The sequence below is a fragment of the Caenimonas soli genome (assembly GCF_013155545.1).
GTDB lineage: Bacteria > Pseudomonadota > Gammaproteobacteria > Burkholderiales > Burkholderiaceae_C > Ramlibacter > Ramlibacter soli.
In genome coordinates this window covers 20,444-35,829 of sequence record NZ_JABJVV010000005.1, presented here as the reverse complement: position 1 = coordinate 35,829, position 15,386 = coordinate 20,444, and the positions used below count along the sequence as shown (strand labels likewise).

At 66.1% G+C, this 15,386-nt stretch carries 16 protein-coding genes; 13 read left to right on the top strand and 3 right to left on the bottom strand.

The genetic code is table 11. The annotated features are described in order from the left end of the window. Positions 1–28 precede the first annotated feature (28 nt). The 7 genes from HNE04_RS08840 to HNE04_RS08810 all read left to right on the top strand — a co-directional run bounded on the left by HNE04_RS08840 (position 29) and on the right by HNE04_RS08810 (position 4,443). Positions 29–856 (top strand): SDR family oxidoreductase, encoded by an 828-nt coding sequence (locus HNE04_RS08840; RefSeq protein ID WP_172218176.1) that lies wholly within the window; start codon positions 29–31, stop codon positions 854–856. A gap of 65 nt (positions 857–921) precedes the next feature. After that, positions 922–1,233, top strand: a complete 312-nt coding sequence (locus tag HNE04_RS08835; RefSeq protein ID WP_172218175.1) for a hypothetical protein — start codon at positions 922–924, stop codon at positions 1,231–1,233. An 81-nt stretch (positions 1,234–1,314) separates the two neighbouring features. Continuing rightward, positions 1,315–1,668, top strand: coding sequence for a YciI family protein (locus HNE04_RS08830; protein WP_172218174.1), 354 nt, complete (start codon positions 1,315–1,317; stop codon positions 1,666–1,668). A 106-nt stretch (positions 1,669–1,774) separates the two neighbouring features. Next, positions 1,775–2,197 (top strand): YciI family protein, encoded by a 423-nt coding sequence (locus tag HNE04_RS08825; RefSeq protein ID WP_172218173.1) that lies wholly within the window; start codon positions 1,775–1,777, stop codon positions 2,195–2,197. Between the two features lie 10 nt (positions 2,198–2,207). Next, positions 2,208–2,741 carry an SRPBCC family protein gene (locus HNE04_RS08820; protein ID WP_172218172.1) on the top strand — a complete coding sequence of 178 codons (534 nt, stop codon included), beginning with the start codon at positions 2,208–2,210 and terminating at the stop codon, positions 2,739–2,741. 10 nt (positions 2,742–2,751) lie between these two features. Then, positions 2,752–3,162, top strand: a complete 411-nt coding sequence (locus tag HNE04_RS08815; RefSeq protein ID WP_172218171.1) for a VOC family protein — start codon at positions 2,752–2,754, stop codon at positions 3,160–3,162. Positions 3,163–3,168: 6 nt separating this feature from the next. Continuing rightward, positions 3,169–4,443: an RNA polymerase sigma factor gene (locus HNE04_RS08810; RefSeq protein ID WP_172218170.1), complete on the top strand. Its 1,275-nt coding sequence runs from the start codon at positions 3,169–3,171 to the stop codon at positions 4,441–4,443. On the opposite strand, the gene HNE04_RS08805 is transcribed toward HNE04_RS08810, so the two are convergent. After that, on the bottom strand, positions 4,444–5,295 hold the full coding sequence (locus HNE04_RS08805) for a DUF4399 domain-containing protein (protein ID WP_172218169.1): 852 nt from the start codon (positions 5,293–5,295) through the stop codon (positions 4,444–4,446). Between the two features lie 120 nt (positions 5,296–5,415). On the opposite strand from HNE04_RS08805, the gene HNE04_RS08800 reads away from it, so the two are divergent. Beyond that, positions 5,416–6,333, top strand: coding sequence for a MerR family transcriptional regulator (locus tag HNE04_RS08800; RefSeq protein WP_172218168.1), 918 nt, complete (start codon positions 5,416–5,418; stop codon positions 6,331–6,333). 3 nt (positions 6,334–6,336) lie between these two features. Here the strand turns inward: HNE04_RS08800 and HNE04_RS08795 are convergent, their stop codons facing one another. Continuing rightward, entirely contained in the window at positions 6,337–8,805 is a 2,469-nt protein-coding gene (locus tag HNE04_RS08795; RefSeq protein ID WP_172218167.1) for a penicillin-binding protein 1A, read from the bottom strand. A gap of 64 nt (positions 8,806–8,869) precedes the next feature. Then, positions 8,870–10,306: an NAD-dependent succinate-semialdehyde dehydrogenase gene (locus HNE04_RS08790; protein WP_172218166.1), complete on the bottom strand. Its 1,437-nt coding sequence runs from the start codon at positions 10,304–10,306 to the stop codon at positions 8,870–8,872. A gap of 172 nt (positions 10,307–10,478) precedes the next feature. On the opposite strand from HNE04_RS08790, the gene HNE04_RS08785 reads away from it, so the two are divergent. The 5 genes from HNE04_RS08785 to HNE04_RS08765 all read left to right on the top strand — a co-directional run bounded on the left by HNE04_RS08785 (position 10,479) and on the right by HNE04_RS08765 (position 15,386). Further along, positions 10,479–10,835, top strand: coding sequence for a hypothetical protein (locus HNE04_RS08785; RefSeq protein WP_172218165.1), 357 nt, complete (start codon positions 10,479–10,481; stop codon positions 10,833–10,835). Between the two features lie 74 nt (positions 10,836–10,909). After that, positions 10,910–11,566: a TetR/AcrR family transcriptional regulator gene (locus HNE04_RS08780; protein WP_172218164.1), complete on the top strand. Its 657-nt coding sequence runs from the start codon at positions 10,910–10,912 to the stop codon at positions 11,564–11,566. Beyond that, positions 11,563–12,453 (top strand): SDR family oxidoreductase, encoded by an 891-nt coding sequence (locus HNE04_RS08775; protein ID WP_172218163.1) that lies wholly within the window; start codon positions 11,563–11,565, stop codon positions 12,451–12,453. The genes HNE04_RS08780 and HNE04_RS08775 overlap by 4 nt, the downstream gene beginning before the upstream one ends. Next, on the top strand, positions 12,450–14,099 hold the full coding sequence (locus HNE04_RS08770) for an acyl-CoA carboxylase subunit beta (protein ID WP_172218162.1): 1,650 nt from the start codon (positions 12,450–12,452) through the stop codon (positions 14,097–14,099). Before HNE04_RS08775 ends, HNE04_RS08770 begins: the two co-directional genes overlap by 4 nt. A 105-nt stretch (positions 14,100–14,204) precedes the next feature. Further along, the gene (locus tag HNE04_RS08765) at positions 14,205–15,386 is read left to right on the top strand and encodes an acyl-CoA dehydrogenase family protein (protein ID WP_172218161.1); all 1,182 of its coding nucleotides are present in this window, start codon (positions 14,205–14,207) and stop codon (positions 15,384–15,386) included.

The following is a 15,386-nucleotide window of genomic DNA, read 5'->3' as shown; positions in this document are numbered from 1 at the left end:
CAGCAATGACAACCCCAGGAGATCGACCATGACACTCAAAGGCAAGACCCTCTTCATTACCGGCGCATCGCGCGGCATCGGCCTGGCAATCGGCAAGCGCGCGGCGGCCGACGGCGCCAACGTCGTGATCGTGGCCAAGACCACCGACCCCAATCCCAAGCTGCCGGGCACGATCTACAGCGCGGCCGAGGAGATCAAGGCCGCGGGCGGCCAGGCCCTGCCGCTGGCGGTGGATATTCGCGACGAGGAGGCCGTGCTTGCGGCGGTCGCCAAAGCGGTCGAGACCTTTGGCGGCATCGACATCCTGGTCAACAACGCCAGCGCCATCAGCATGACGGACACCGAGCACACGCCGATGAAGCGCTACGACCTGATGAATGGCATCAACGCGCGCGGCACCTACCTGTGCACCCAGGCCTGCCTGCCCGAGCTGAAAAAATCCGCGGCCGCCGGGCGCAACCCGCAGGTGCTGAACATGTCGCCGCCGCTGTCCATGAAGCAGCACTGGTTTGCGCCGCACACCGCGTACACCATGGCCAAGTACGGCATGAGCATGTGCACGCTCGGCCACTCGGGCGAGTTCGAGAAATACGGCATTGCCGTCAACAGCCTGTGGCCGCGCACCGCCATCGCCACGGCAGCGCTGCAGATGATTCCCGGCGTCGATGTGAACATGTGCCGCACGCCCGAGATCCTTTCCGACGCCGCGTATGTCATCTTCACGGGCCCCGGTACCGGCAGCGGCAACTTCTTCATTGACGACGAGCTGTTGGCGGCGCACGGCATCACGGACCTCGACAAGTACGCGGTAAAGCCGGGCACGAAGAAATTCATTCCGGATTTCTTCATCGACTGAGGCGCTGCTTGAATTGGCGGGATGGCTCGCCTATAAATCTGCTCCCCCTTGCAAGGAGAACGGTCATGATGGTGGCACGCTGGAGCATCGATGCGAAGTTCGGCTACAAGCAGAATGTCGTGGACGCCATGAAGCGCTGGCTGCGCGACATCGGGCCGCAGGCCGGGTTCAAGGACGACCGCACGCGCCTGCTCACCGGCTCGGTCGGTGCGCTGGAGGCGACGGTCCAGACTGAACATCTGATCGAGGATCTTGGAGAGTTGAACCGGGTCTGGGACAAGCTGGCGACGATACCGGCCCACCAGCAATGGAGCAAGGAACTGGAGCCCCATGTGGTCTCGGGCACCAGCCGCTGGGAGATCTTCCGCGTGCTTTGACGGGGCTGTGCACGCGGCGGCGACCGCAGGTATCATTTCGGCGCGACCGGCCCCCCGGCCGGCTTGAACCCGAGGTTGCCGATGCCCTACATGCTTTTGATCCAGGAACCTGTCGGCCAGCGGCTCACCCGCACCCGGGCCGAAGGCGAGGCGGTGTATGAACGCATGCTGCGTTTTGCCGACGGCCTGAAGGCGCGCGGCGTCCTGCGCGCCGTGGAATCGCTGGTGTCGCAGGACGACGCCCAGCGCGTCAAGATCAGCAATGGCCGCGCCCAGGTGCTCGATGGCCCGTTCGCCGAGGCCAAGGAGATGGTCGGCGGATTCTTCCTGCTGGACTGCGAAACGCGTGACGAGGCCGTGGCCATCGCCAAGCAATGTCCCGCAGCTGAATGGGCGACGGTCGAGGTGCGCGCCGTGGGGCCTTGCTACACCTAGGGTTTTTCCCAGGCCGGCGACTTGTCGATTTCGCATCGGTTGCTTCGTCGTGTGTTCAGAGGCGCGCATTTCCTGCCGCTTCCACCCAACAGCAAGGAGAACCGATATGCGATTCATGATCATCGTCAAGGCCACGCCGGATTCGGAAGCGGGCCGTTTCCCCGACGACAGCGACAAGCTGTTCGCCGCCATGGCCGAGTACCACGAACAGCTGGCGAAGGCCGGCGTGCTGCTCGACGCTTCGGGCCTGCAACCCAGCAGCAAGGGCTGGCGCATCCGTTACGAGGGCGACCGCCGCGTGGTGGTAGACGGGCCCTTCACCGAAAGCAAGGAACTCATCGCGGGCTACACCATGATCCAGGTGCGCAACCGCGACGAGGCGCTGGAGTGGTCGCGCCGCTTCCCGAACCCGGTGGGTGAAGGCAAGCCCGCCGAGATCGAGGTGCGCCAGCTCTACGAGATGGACGATTTCAAGGACGTGATCGAACCGGCAACAGCCGATCGGTTCAACAAGATCGGCATGGAGTGAGGAGAGCGCCATGATCAAGACCATCGCCCTCATCGCCGTCGCGGCAATGGCCGTGCCCCTGGTGCTGGCCGCGTTCAAGCCCGACACCTTCCGCGTGCACCGCAGCGCCAGCATCAAGGCGCCGCCGGAGCGGCTGTACCCGCTCATCAACGACATGCGCGTGTTCAACACCTGGAACCCCTACAACCTGAAGGACCCCAACATCCGCGGCGAGTACAGCGGGCCGCAGGCCGGTCCCGGTGCGGCCTATCATTTCGCGGGCAACAAGGACGTGGGCAAGGGCAGCATCAGCATCCTGGAATCCACGGCCCCTGCCAAGGTCACGATGAAGCTGGACATGCTCGAACCCTTCGAAGGCCACAACATCGTCGAGTTCACCATGGTGCCCCGCGGCGATGCCACGGAAGTCACCTGGGCCATGCACGGCCCCAGCCCCTTCATGGCCAAGCTGGTGGGTATCTTCATGAACATGGACCGCATGATCGGCCGCGACTTCGAGGCGGGCCTCGCCAACCTGAAGGCCCGAGCCGAAAAGGCCGTCTAGGAGATCCGCCATGTCACGCAAAATCTTCGTCAACCTTCCTATCAAGAACATGGAGCTCACCAAGGCCTTCTTCGGCGCCCTGGGCTTCTCCTTCAATCCGCAGTTCACCAACGAGCAGGGCGCCTGCATGGTGATCGCCGACGACATCTACGCGATGCTGCTGGTCGAGAGCTTCTTCCAGACCTTCACCAGGAAGCCGGTGGCCGACGCCACCAAAAGCACCGAGGTGCTGATCTGCCTGTCGTGCGAGAGCCGCGCCGAGGTCGATGAGCTGGTGCGCAAGGCCATCGCCGCCGGCGGCACGGCGCCCAACCCGCCGCAGGACCACGGCTTCATGTATGGCCACGGCTTCACCGACCTGGACGGCCATGTCTGGGAGCTGATGTACATGGATCCCAACGCAGCTCCGCCCCAGGCCTGATCGCCAATGCACTCGGCCACCCACCATGCCATCGACGCGGTTTGGCGCATCGAGTCCGCGAAGATCGTGGCCGGCGTCGCGCGCATGGTGCGCGACGTTGGAGTGGCCGAGGAACTGGCGCAGGACGCGCTGGTGGCCGCCCTGGAGCATTGGCCGACCCAGGGCGTGCCGGACAAGCCAGGCGCCTGGCTCATGGCCACCGCCAAGAACCGCGCGCTCGACCGGCTGCGCCGCGACAAGGTGCTGCAGTCCAAGCTGGACCAGATCGGCCATGACCTCGAGGCTCAGGAGGCCCTGATCGTGCCGGACTTCGTTGACGCGCTCGACGAGGCCCGTGCCGACGAGATCGGCGATGACCTGCTGCGGTTGATCTTCACGGCCTGCCACCCCGTGCTCTCGACAGACGCGCGCGTCGCGCTCACGCTGAAACTGCTGGGCGGCCTGACGACCCACGAGATCGCCCGCGCCTACCTGGTGCCCGAACCCACGATCGCCCAACGCATCGTCCGCGCCAAACGAACGCTCAGCGAGGCGCGCGTGCCGTTCGAGCTGCCGCGCGGCGAGGCCCTGGGCGAGCGCCTGGCATCGGTGCTGGAAGTCGTTTACCTGATTTTCAACGAGGGCTACACCGCCACGGCGGGCGAGGACTGGATGCGGCCGGCCCTTTGCGACGAGGCCTTGCGCCTGGGGCGGATGCTGGCCGAGCTGGCACCGGAGGAGTCCGAGGCCCATGGCTTGGTGGCGTTGATGGAACTGCAGGCCTCGCGCGCGGGGGCGCGGGTCGACGCGGCCGGGCGGCCGGTGCTGCTGCTGGAACAGGACCGCACGCGCTGGGACCGCCTGCTCATTCGCCGCGGCCTTGCGGCGCTGGAGCGCGCCGCGTCGATGGGCGGGGCGTTGGGTCCTTACGCGCTGCAGGCTGCCATCGCCGCCTGCCATGCGAGGGCCTCGAGCGGCGACGAGACCGACTGGCAGCGCATTGCCGCAATTTATGACGCGCTGGCCCAGGTGGCGCCGTCGCCGGTCGTCGAATTGAATCGGGCCGTGGCGGTCGCCATGGCATTCGGACCGGCGGCGGGACTGGCGATCATCGACGCGCTCGAGGGGGACAAATCACTGCGCAACTACCAGTGGCTTCCCAGCGTTCGCGGCGACCTGCTCGCCAAGCTGGGGCGCAATGACGAGGCCAGGGCCGAATTCGAGCGCGCCGCCAAATTGGCCGGCAACGCACGTGAGCGCGATCTGCTGCTGCAGCGCGCACAAGGCCTGCGCAGCGTGTAGTCAGACCGGTGGGCGCGGTGCCACGTTCACACGCACGGGCTTGCTGCTTGCGATGACGCCCGAGGCGCCGTCGTTGCCGACCAGTTCCAGCCGCATCGCATAGTCGGCGCGCGGAGGGTTCAGCCACACCTCGGTCTGGCCCTGGCGGAAGCTGAGTACCTCCGGCGGCTTGCCCTGGCGCTCCAGCACCAGCCGGAAATGACCCGTGCCCGGCACCTGGGGACCGGCGTGCGCAACGTTGTAGCCCGTGGCATGGAACTGCACGCGAAATGGCCCGCGCGGGCTTTCCTGATCGGCCGGACTGAGGATCTCGACACGCGCCGGGCCTTGCAGGCTCGCCGCGCTCACCTGGGCGTTCTGCTTGGTGACGGTGATCGTGAGGGGCTTGCTGTAGACGAAATAAGGGATATGGCCCTGGTCGGCCAGCAACAGATGCAGCTGGTAGGTGCCTGGCTTGAGGTTCACCACGGCCTCCATCTGGCCCTTGCCGAAGTGGATGTACTGGTCCGTGAATGGCAGCGGTTTCGTGAAGTCCAGCGGCAGCGCCTGGTTGATCAGCATGTGGTGATGCCCGGCGCGGCCTGCGGTCTTGCCCGCCGGCACCAGCCCGCGCATGGAAAGCCCGAAGCGCAGCACGAACGGCGACTCGCGCTGTTCCCCGCTCTTGATGTTGGTGAAGTAGGCCTCGGGCTGCCGGCTCGGGTGCGGCACGACCCAGGGATGGGAAAGCACTTCGCCGGCGTCGTCGGCATTGGGGCGAGGTTGCGCCCCGACGCGTCCTGAACCGAACCAGATCAGGGCCGCCAGGAACACAAGGGTTAGGCCGGGGACGTTATTGGGGATGACGCGCATGTTGAACCTCCACCAGAAGGCCTGTTTGTACTATGACAAATAAGTAACTTCAAGTAACTATGTCACACATCCGCCGTCCGCGAACCCAGGTTGGTGCGAGGGCGTGGCGACAATGCGCATATGCCGATGACCGAGGTTTCCCCGCAGCCCCTGCCAATTGCCGTGGCCGAGGCGGATAGCGGCATTCCGCGCGCGACCCTGAGGATCTGGGAGCGGCGCTACGGCTTTCCCCAGCCCTTGCGCGATCAACGCGGCGAGCGGGGCTATCCTGCGGCCCAGGTGGAGAAGCTGCGGCTGATGCGCCGCCTGCTGGAGCTCGGTCACCGCCCGGCGCAGCTGGTGGAAATGGGCGTGGACGAACTGGCGCGGCTGGCGCGTGGTCCACGGGCGCGAGGCACCGCAGTTGAAGACGTGCGTGAAGACGCCTTTATCCGGATGCTGAAGGCCCATGACATGCGCCGCCTGGTCGGCCACCTCAGGCGGGCGCTGGACCAGAAGGGCCTCGAGTCCTTCGTCACCCACCGGCTGCCGCGCCTGAATGCCGCGGTCGGCGAAGCCTGGGCACAGGGGCAGCTCCAGGTTTTCGAGGAACACCTGTACAGCGACGGCGTCCAGCAGGTCCTGCGCGGCGCCATTGCGGCGCTCGACGTGCCCGCATCTGCAAGGCCGCGGGTCTTGCTGGCGACATTTCCGCAGGAGTTGCACGGCCTGGGCCTGCTGATGGCCTGGGCCCTGCTGGGCCTGCATGGTGCCAACTGCATGTCGCTGGGCGTCAATGCGCCGGTGGCCCAGGTTGCTGCCGCGGCCGTGGCCCACCGTGCCGATATCGTGGGCCTGAGTTTTTCCGCCGGCATGAACCCGGGCCAGGCCGCCCGGGGCCTGCAGGAATTGCGCGGGCTGTTGCCGCCGAGGACGGAGATCTGGGCCGGAGGTTCCTGCACCTTGCTCGCGCGCCGGAAGATTGGCGGCGCCCTGGTCATGCCGACCCTGGAACAGATCGGGCCCGAGCTTGAGCGCTGGCGGGCGCCGACGGCCTGAGCTTCAGCGGTCGCTGCTCACGCCCTCCTGGGGCCTGACCTCGCGCAGTATGCGGAAGCTACCCTCGCCAGACGATTCCGATCGCTGTTCGGTGTCGCGGCGTTCATCCGCCGGAGCCGCGCCGGGGGCGCGGATCACCAGTCGTGCCGGCCGCTCGGCGCTGCGCTCCGCGTTCCACTGGAACTCGGGATTGCGCTGCGGCACTGGCGACGTTGTAGCCGCCGGCGCGGGCTCGGCAATCACGGCAGGCACGGAGACGACCGCCGGCGCGGGGCTGATGGCCGGCCCGTTGGGCTGCGGCTCGGCCACCAACGCGGGTTGAGCGCCCTGCGGCTCTTGCTGCTGGTTCTGGAAAACGCTGTTCAACCAATCGTTCATCCTGTTCATCACGCCTTGGTCGCGCGGTGCGGAGAAGCGGGCATTCTTGTCAACGACCTTGGCTTTGAGGGTCTGCTGGAAAAAATCTCCGACGATGTTGAGCGCGTTGCGGGCGCCCTGGCCCCACGAGTCGTTGCGCATGGTCACGCGGTTGTCGTTGAAGCCCATCCAGGCGCCGGACACCAGGTTCGGGTGCATCAGGATGAACCAGCCGTCGGTGTAGTCCTGGGTGGTGCCGGTCTTGCCCGCCAGGTCACCCTGGATGCCGAACCTGCTGCGGATGCCCGCACCCGTGCCCTTCTCGATCACTCCGCGCATCACGTCCAGCAAGGTCTGCGCGGCAGCCAATGACAAGCCGTGTTCCGGGGGCTTGGGATGGAATTCCTGGAGCACTTGGCCTTGCTTGTTGGTCACTCGCGTCACCAGCATGGGTTCGACATAGCTACCGCTGTTGACGATGGTGCCGTACGCCGCCACCATTTCCTTGAGCGTTACCGGGCTGGTGCCGAGCGCGAGCGAAGGCACCGGGTCGAGCTTGCTTTGGCGCACCCCCATGTCGTAGGCGGTTTTCGCAACCCGCGCAGGGCCCACCTTCTGCATCAGCTGCGCGGTGATGGTGTTCTTGGACTGGATGAGGCCATCGCGCAAGCTGGTGGGCAGCCCCGTCGCGTCGTGCACGTCGGTAGGCTTCCAGACCGTGCGCTCGTCGATCCGTATTTCCACCGCCTGGTCGATGAAAACCTCGTCCGGACTGATGCCCTGCTCGAAGGCGGCGCCGTACACGAAAGGCTTGAAGGTGGACCCGGGTTGTCGCCTGGCCTGCTGCACGTGGTCGAACTGGTCCTGGCTGAAATCGCGGCTGCCGACCCAGGCCTTGACGTGGCCGTTGGCGGGATCCATGGCCAGGAAGCCGGCTTGCAGCCGCGTCTTTTCTTCCCAGAACGCTTGCATGAATGGCGTGTCCGATTGCAGCTTCTTCAGGGCCTCGCCGTCGGCCAGCCCGGTGTCTCGTGCCGCACGGTATTGCTGCGTCTCGCGCAGCAAGGTGGCCACCAGCTCCTTGTTCGCGGCCGGCTTCCATTGCGCGCTGGCGACGGCTTGCAGCTTGTCGGCCTGCCGGGTCACGGCCTGGTTGGCCATGTCCTGCAGGCGTGAATCGATGGTGGTGTGCACCACCAGGCCGTCGGCATGGATGTTGTAGCCATGGCGGTCGGCCCATTCGATCAGCCAGCGGCGCAGCTGCTGGGCCAGGTGCGGGGCCGGGCCCAGGGGTTCGGCCTGGCGCTCGAAGTCGAGGCCCAGCGGCTTGGATTTGAGCGATTCGAACTTCGCCTGCTCCAGCTTTCCCGACTTCACCATCTGCGCCAGCACGAGATTGCGCCGGTGCACGGCGCGCTCGGGGTTCAGCACCGGGTTGTAGTAGCTGGTGCCTTTCAGCATGCCGATCAGCGTCGCGCTTTCCAGCTCGTCCAGCTTGTCGGCGGACTTGTCGAAATAGGTGCGCGCCGCCATCTCGATGCCGTAGGCGTTGTAGAGAAACGGAACCGTGTTGAGGTAGGTCTCCAGGATCTCGTTCTTGTCGTAGACCGATTCGATCTTGAGCGCCGTGATGGCTTCCTTGATCTTGCGCGTGAGCGTGGCGGCACGGCCCACCTGCTCGGGATAGAGGTTGCGCGCCAGCTGCTGGGTGATGGTCGAGCCACCCTGGAGATCGCCACCGATGCTGCTCAGCGCCGCGCCAGCGGTGCGCCGCAGGTCCAGGCCACCGTGCTCGAAGAAGCGGCGGTCCTCCGTGGCGATAAGCGCCGCCAGCACGTGCGGGGAGATATCGGTGAGCTTGACCCAGTCGCGATTGGCGCGCTTGAACACGGCCAGTTCCTTGCCGTCCGCGGTCATCACCACGGTCGGCTGCTCGGACTTGGCCTTGCGCACGTCCACGATGCTGGGCGTGAACGGAATGTGCGCCACGACGTAGAGCAGCGCCAGGACGGGCAGCGCGGCAATGAACCAGAACGGGTGGCGCCGCACAGCGCCCCAGATCCGTCGAAGGAAATCGGTAACCGTGTTGGCTGCGCTGTGCAGGGCCTGTTTCATATGCCCCCGAATCTAGGGCTGGCCCCAGCGGGGGACTGTAGGACGGTGTCGCTGACGCCGGTCCTCAGACGTTCATGATGGAGACCGAGCGGGTGTTCAGGTAGGCCTCCAGTGCCTCCGGCCCGCCCTCCGAGCCATAACCCGAATCCTTGAGGCCGCCAAAGGGCATCTCGGGCCAGGGCGCGGCCGGCTGGTTGATCCACAGCATGCCCACCTCCAGGCGCTGCGACAGCGCATGCGCATTCTTGAGCGAGCGGGTGTAGGCGTAGCCGGCCAAGCCGAAAGGCAGGCGGTTGGCTTCGGCGATGGCCTCGTCCAGCGTGTTGAAGCTGCGGATGGCGGCCATGGGGCCGAAAGGCTCGTCGTTGAAGACCTTGGCTTCCAGCGGCACATCCACCAGCACCGTGGGCGCCCAGAAGTTGCCGGATTGGCCGATGCGCTCGCCGCCGGCAGCGACCCGGGCACCGCGCTCGACCGCGTCCTGGGTGAACTCCGCCATTGCGGTGAGGCGCCGGGGGTTGGCCAAGGGACCCATCTGGATACCGTCGGTCATGCCATCGCCGACCTTCAGGCCCTGGGCGTGCTTGACCAGCGCGGCAGCGAATTCGTTGCGGATGCTTTCGTGCACCAGGAAGCGCGTCGGCGAAATGCAGACCTGGCCGGCGTTGCGGAATTTGGCGCCGCCTGCCGTCTTCACGGCCAAGGCTACGTCGGCGTCCTCGGCCACGATGACGGGGGCGTGGCCGCCCAGTTCCATGGTCGCGCGCTTCATGTGCTGCCCGGCAAGAGCCGCCAGCTGCTTGCCCACGGGGGTGGAGCCCGTGAAGGTGATCTTGCGGATGATGGGGTGGGGGATCAGGTAGCCCGAGATTTCCGCCGGGTTGCCGTACACCAGGCCGATCACGCCGGCAGGTACGCCCGCGTCGGCAAAGGCCTTCACCAGCGCGGCCGGGCCGGCGGGCGTTTCTTCAGGTGCCTTGACGATGATGGAGCAGCCGGTGGCCAGCGCCGCCGACATCTTGCGCACGGCCTGGTTGATCGGGAAGTTCCAGGGCGTGAACGCCGCCACCGGTCCGACCGGATCCTTCACCACCAATTGGCGCACTGCGAGGTTGCGCGAAGGCACGACGCGACCGTAAACGCGGAAGCCTTCCTCGGCAAACCATTCGATGATGTCGGCCGACGCGATCGCCTCGCCCTTGGCCTCGGCCAGCGGCTTGCCCTGTTCCTGGGTGAGCAGCCCGGCAATGTCGCCCGCCCGTTCGCGCATCAGCGCGGCAGCGCGCCGCATGATCTTGCTGCGCTCGGCCGCAGGGGTGTCGCGCCAGGTTTCGAAGCCTTTCTGCGCGGCAGCAAGCGCACGGTCGAGGTCGGGCTTGCCTGCATGCGCAACGCGGCCGATCTCCTGGCCGCTGGCCGGGTTGAAGACGGCCAGGCTGCGGCCATCCGCGGCGTCCTGCCACTGGCCATCGATGAACAGTTGAGTATGGGGGTAGGTCATGGGGAGTTCCTCTGGGGTCTGGATCTGGGTCCGGCAACCCTCCATTCTGTGTCAAGCCGGCCTGCCGCGCTTTGGCGCGTTTATTGCCCGGCCGTGGTAACAGCTAATTGCTGAGGGGGATACGCGGGGTATCTGTCCGTAAACTTCGAGACATCTACCCCTGGGGGTTTACATGTCAGCCTCTTCGCTGCCGGCCATCCGCACCGTTGCTTCACAGCTCTCGCAGGCGCTTGAGCGATACCAAAGCGACTTCGATGAGATGGTCGAGTCATGGATGGACAGGCATTGCTACCAGACTGTCGCTGCTGAACTTCACGACATCCGGATGATGAAGGGAGCGCTGCCCCAGCTGTCCGAGGAGATGGCCGATGTACTGATGGGCCACGTGGACATGGTGCATTCGGTGTGGAACGCGCAGATCAGGCCTTCGCCGGACGCCACCTTCGAGATGAAGCGGCTGCGCCAGCGGCACCGCGCCGCCGTCGAGGCGATGGGCCGCAAATGCGCGGAGATTTCCTCGCAGCAATAGAGCCCGCGACCGGCCGCTATTTTCACCAAGCGGCCGCTTGCTAAAAATACCGGACTTTGCTATGGTCCGGTCCCATGGAGATATCCGCCGCACGTCCCGTCGATAGCGTCAAGCGCCCACGCGGGCGTCCGCGCAAGACCGTGGAGGACAGGGACGACGGCAACCGCCGCGTCGAGTTGCTGCGATCGGCCGCCAAGCTGTTCCGGCGCAAGGGCTTCGATGCCACCAGCACCCGCGACATCGCGGCGGCGGTGGGCATGCAAAGCGGCTCGCCGTTCTATCACTTCAAGAGCAAGGGCGCGCTGCTGTACGCCGTGATGGAAGAGGGCATGCGCTCGGCCATCGAGCGGCAGCAGCAGGCGCTGCAGCGTGCCGCGCAGGCCACCCCCGATGCCGCCGCCCAACTGCGAACCCTGATCCGCAACCACTTCGACATCTTGCTCGGGCCGGGCAGCGACTTCATTCCGGTGATGTTGTACGAGGCGCGGTCGATCACGCCTCGCCAGCGCGCAACCCTGGCCGAACTGCAAAGCGAGTACGAGGCCCCGTGGAGTCCGGTGCTGGACGCGTTGCATGCATCGGGCCAGCTGCGGGCCGACGTGAAACTGGCGCGCCTCTTGATGTTCGGCGCCCTCAACTGGTCGGCCCAGTGGTACGACCGGCGCAAGGGGGCGTCGCTGGATGAACTCGCCGACGCGGCCATGAAACTTTTCATTGGGGAAATAACTTGAGCGCCCATTATCGTTCTGTCTTCGCGCCCGGTCTCTTCGCCGGCAAGGTCGTTGTCGTCACCGGCGGCGGCTCGGGTATCGGCCGCTGCATCGCCCATGAACTCGCGGCGCTGGGCGCACACGCGGTGCTCATTGGCCGACGGCTGGAGAAGCTGCACGAGACGGCCGGCGAGATCGTGGCCGATGGCGGGCGCGCCAGCTTCCACGCCTGCGACATCCGCGACGAGGAGGGGGTGAAAAACACGGTGCAGGCCATGATCGCGGTGCACGGCCGCATCGACGCGCTGGTCAACAATGCCGGCGGCCAGTACATCACCCCCCTGGAAAACATCAGCGCCAAGGGCTGGGAGGCGGTGATCAACACCAACCTCACCGGCGGCTTCCTGATGGCGCGTGAGTGCTACCTGCAATCCATGCAGCAGCACGGCGGCGCCATCGTCAACATCGTGGCCGACATGTGGGGTTCCATGCCGAACATGGCCCACAGCGGCGCGGCGCGGGCCGGCATGGTGAGCTTCACCGAAACCGCGGCGGCCGAGTGGGCCCGTAGCGGTGTTCGCGTGAATGCGGTCGCGCCCGGCTACATCGCCTCCAGCGGCATGGACCATTACCCCCCGGAAGCGGGGCCCATGCTGCGCGAGATGCGCAATACCGTGCCGCTGGGCCGCTTCGGTACGGAAGCGGAAACCTCGGCTGCCGTGGTGTTCCTGCTCAGCCCGGCGGCTTCATTCATCAGCGGCGACGTGCTCCGCGTCGACGGCGCGCGCCCGCAGGTGCGCATGGGCTGGCCCATGCAGATGCCGGGCGAAGAGGCGCAGCAGCGCAATGCCGTGAAGCCGTTCGAGGGCTTTCACCGCGCCGTGGTGCCGAAGGTCTTCCAGTCATGACGGTGTTCGCTTCTTCCTGGAACGCACAGGGGGCCGTGGCACAGCAGCGGCGCGAAGCCATGCTGGCGCGCATCGCCCAACTGCACGGGCTGCAGGAACGAGCGGCCGCTTCTTCGGCCAGGTCCAAGCCCGTCTTCGACAAGCGCGGCCAGCTGCTCCCGCGTGAGCGCGTCGCCCTGCTGCTCGACGCGGGAATGCCGTATCTGCCGCTGTGCTCCCTGGCCGGCTATCTGCAGGACGTCAAGGACCCGGCCGCCTCGGTGCCGGGCGGCGGCATCGTCGCCGGGATCGGCTTTGTCAGCGGCGTGCGCTGCATGGTGGTGGCCAGCGATTCGGGCATCGATGCCGGGGCGATCCAGCCGATGGGGCTCGACAAGATCCTGCGGGTGCAGGAACTGGCATTGGAGAACAAGCTGCCGTTCATCCACCTGGTGGAAAGCGCCGGGGCCAACCTGATGCGCTATCGGGTGGAAGGCTTCGTGCACGGCGGCGCGTTGTTTCGCAACCTGGCGCGGCTGTCGGCGGCGGGCATCCCCGTCATCACAGTGCAGCACGGCTCGGGCACGGCGGGCGGGGCCTATATGCCGGGATTGAGCGACGTCGTGGTGATGGTGCGCAAGCGCTCCCGCGCCTTCCTGGCGGGGCCGCCCTTGCTGATGGCGGCAACCGGCGAGGTGGCGACCGAGGAAGAACTGGGCGGCGCCGAGATGCACACCGCCGTTTCCGGGTTGGGCGAGTACCTGGCGGAAGACGATAGGCATGCGCTGGGCATCGCCCGGGAGGTCGTAGGCCGGCTGTCATCCCGGACTCGATCCGGGATCCATGGTGGCGCGCCTACATGGATTGCGGGTCAGGCCCGCAATGACAGCCATCCACGCTTCGACGCCGAGGAACTACTGGGCCTGGTGCCCTCCAATCTGCGCGAGCCGGTGGACATGCGCGAGATCATTGCCCGCATCGTCGACGACTCAGACCTGCTGGAGTTCAAGTCGCTGTACGGCCCCGCCACGGTGTGCGTGCAGGCCAGCATCGACGGACACAGCATCGGCATCATCACGAACAACGGGCCCATCGATGTGGCCGGCGCCAACAAGGCCACGCATTTCATCCAGCTGATGTGCCAGCTGGGCCATCCGATCATCTATCTGCAGAACACCACCGGCTACATGGTGGGCAAGGACAGCGAGCAGGGCGGGATGATCAAGCACGGCAGCAAGATGATCCAGTCCGTGACCAACGCCACGGTGCCGCAGATCACCATCCAGTGCGGCGCTTCCTTCGGCGCGGGCAACTACGGAATGTGCGGCCGCGGCTATGCCCCCCGGTTCCTTTTCAGCTGGCCCAGCGCCAAGACGGCGGTGATGGGCGGCGAGCAGGCCGCCCGCACCATGCAGATCGTCACCGAGGCCGGTTTGGCCCGCAAAGGCATAGCGGCGGATCCCGCCCAGTCCAAGGTCCAGTTCGACAAGATCGTCGCGATGTTCGAAGCCCAGGCCGACGCTTTCTACACGTCCGGCCTGCTGCTCGACGACGGCGTGATCGATCCGCGCGATACCCGCGCGGTGCTGGCGCAGTGCCTCGATATCTGCGCGCAGGCGGAGCAAAGGCAGCTGCGGCCGATGCAGTTTGGAGTCGCGCGGATGTAGAAGAACCCGGACTTGTCATTGCGGGCTTGACCCGCAATCCACGTTGGCGCGCCCAGGTGGATCCCGGATCAAGTCCGGGATGACAGAAGAAACAGGAGACAAGAAATGCAATTCACCCACGAGCACCTCGAGATCCAGAAAACCCTCAAGCGCTTCATCGACGAGGAGATCAATCCCCATGTCGATGAATGGGAGGCCGCCGAAATCTTTCCCGCGCATCAGGTGTTCAAGCGCTTGGGCCAGCTGGGCCTGCTGGGCCTTACCAAGCCGGAGGAATACGGCGGGGCGGGGCTGGACTATTCCTATGCCATGGCCATGGCCGAGGCGCTGGGTCACATCGAATGCGGCGGCGTGCCCATGGCCATCGGCGTGCAGACCGACATGGCGACACCGGCGCTGGCGCGCTTCGGCAGCGACGAGCTGCGCCGCCAGTTCCTGGCGCCCGCCATCGCCGGCGACATGGTCGCCTGCATCGGCGTCAGCGAGCCCGGCGCGGGCAGCGATGTGGCCGCCATCAAGAGCCGGGCGGTGAAGGACGGCGACGACTACATCATCACCGGCCAGAAGATGTGGATCACCAACAGCCTGCAGGCCGACTGGATGTGCATGCTGGTCAACACCGGCGAAGGGCCCATTCATAAGAACAAGTCGCTGGTCATCGTGCCGATGCGCGACGGCCCCAACGGCAAGCTCACCAAGGGCATCGAGGTGGCGCAGAAGATCAAGAAGATCGGCATGAACTCCTCCGATACGGGCTTGATCTACTTCGACGAGGTGCGCGTGCCGCAGCGCTACCGCATCGGCGAAGAAGGCCAGGGGTTCATCTACCAGATGCAGCAGTTCCAGGAGGAGCGGTTGTGGGCGGCCGCCAGTTGCCTGCAGTCGCTCACCAACTGCATCCAGTGGACCATCGACTGGGCGCAGGAGCGCAAGCTGTTCGGCGCATCGCTGGCCGACCAGCAATGGGTGCAGTTCAAGCTGGCGGAGCTCAAGACGGAAGTGGAATGCCTGCGCGCGCTCACCTACCGCGCCGGTGAGCTCTATGTGAGCGGCCAGGACGTGCTGGAGCTGGCCTCGATGGCCAAGCTCAAGGCCGGGCGCCTGAACCGCATCGTGCCGGACGCCTGCCTGCAGTTCTGGGGCGGCATGGGTTTCACTTGGGAGAACAAGGTCTCGCGCATGTACCGCGATGGCCGCCTGGGCTCCATCGGCGGCGGCGCCGACGAAGTGATGCTGGGCATCCTGGCCAAGATCATGGGCATCGCCAAGCGGCCGCAGTCGTCGTGA

Bases quoted from the DNA above. Each gene is read 5' to 3' on its own strand.
- HNE04_RS08800 (WP_172218168.1), top strand. From the start codon at position 5,416: ATGCCGATGACCGAGGTTTCCCCGCAGCCCCTGCCAATTGCCGTGGCC.
- HNE04_RS08830 (WP_172218174.1), top strand. From the start codon at position 1,315: ATGCCCTACATGCTTTTGATCCAGGAACCTGTCGGCCAGCGGCTCACC.
- HNE04_RS08840 (WP_172218176.1), top strand. From the start codon at position 29: ATGACACTCAAAGGCAAGACCCTCTTCATTACCGGCGCATCGCGCGGC.
- HNE04_RS08780 (WP_172218164.1), top strand. From the start codon at position 10,910: ATGGAGATATCCGCCGCACGTCCCGTCGATAGCGTCAAGCGCCCACGC.
- HNE04_RS08790 (WP_172218166.1), bottom strand. From the start codon at position 10,306: ATGACCTACCCCCATACTCAACTGTTCATCGATGGCCAGTGGCAGGAC.
- HNE04_RS08765 (WP_172218161.1), top strand. From the start codon at position 14,205: ATGCAATTCACCCACGAGCACCTCGAGATCCAGAAAACCCTCAAGCGC.
- HNE04_RS08795 (WP_172218167.1), bottom strand. From the start codon at position 8,805: ATGAAACAGGCCCTGCACAGCGCAGCCAACACGGTTACCGATTTCCTT.
- HNE04_RS08815 (WP_172218171.1), top strand. From the start codon at position 2,752: ATGTCACGCAAAATCTTCGTCAACCTTCCTATCAAGAACATGGAGCTC.
- HNE04_RS08810 (WP_172218170.1), top strand. From the start codon at position 3,169: ATGCACTCGGCCACCCACCATGCCATCGACGCGGTTTGGCGCATCGAG.
- HNE04_RS08820 (WP_172218172.1), top strand. From the start codon at position 2,208: ATGATCAAGACCATCGCCCTCATCGCCGTCGCGGCAATGGCCGTGCCC.
- HNE04_RS08835 (WP_172218175.1), top strand. From the start codon at position 922: ATGATGGTGGCACGCTGGAGCATCGATGCGAAGTTCGGCTACAAGCAG.
- HNE04_RS08785 (WP_172218165.1), top strand. From the start codon at position 10,479: ATGTCAGCCTCTTCGCTGCCGGCCATCCGCACCGTTGCTTCACAGCTC.
- HNE04_RS08825 (WP_172218173.1), top strand. From the start codon at position 1,775: ATGCGATTCATGATCATCGTCAAGGCCACGCCGGATTCGGAAGCGGGC.
- HNE04_RS08770 (WP_172218162.1), top strand. From the start codon at position 12,450: ATGACGGTGTTCGCTTCTTCCTGGAACGCACAGGGGGCCGTGGCACAG.
- HNE04_RS08805 (WP_172218169.1), bottom strand. From the start codon at position 5,295: ATGCGCGTCATCCCCAATAACGTCCCCGGCCTAACCCTTGTGTTCCTG.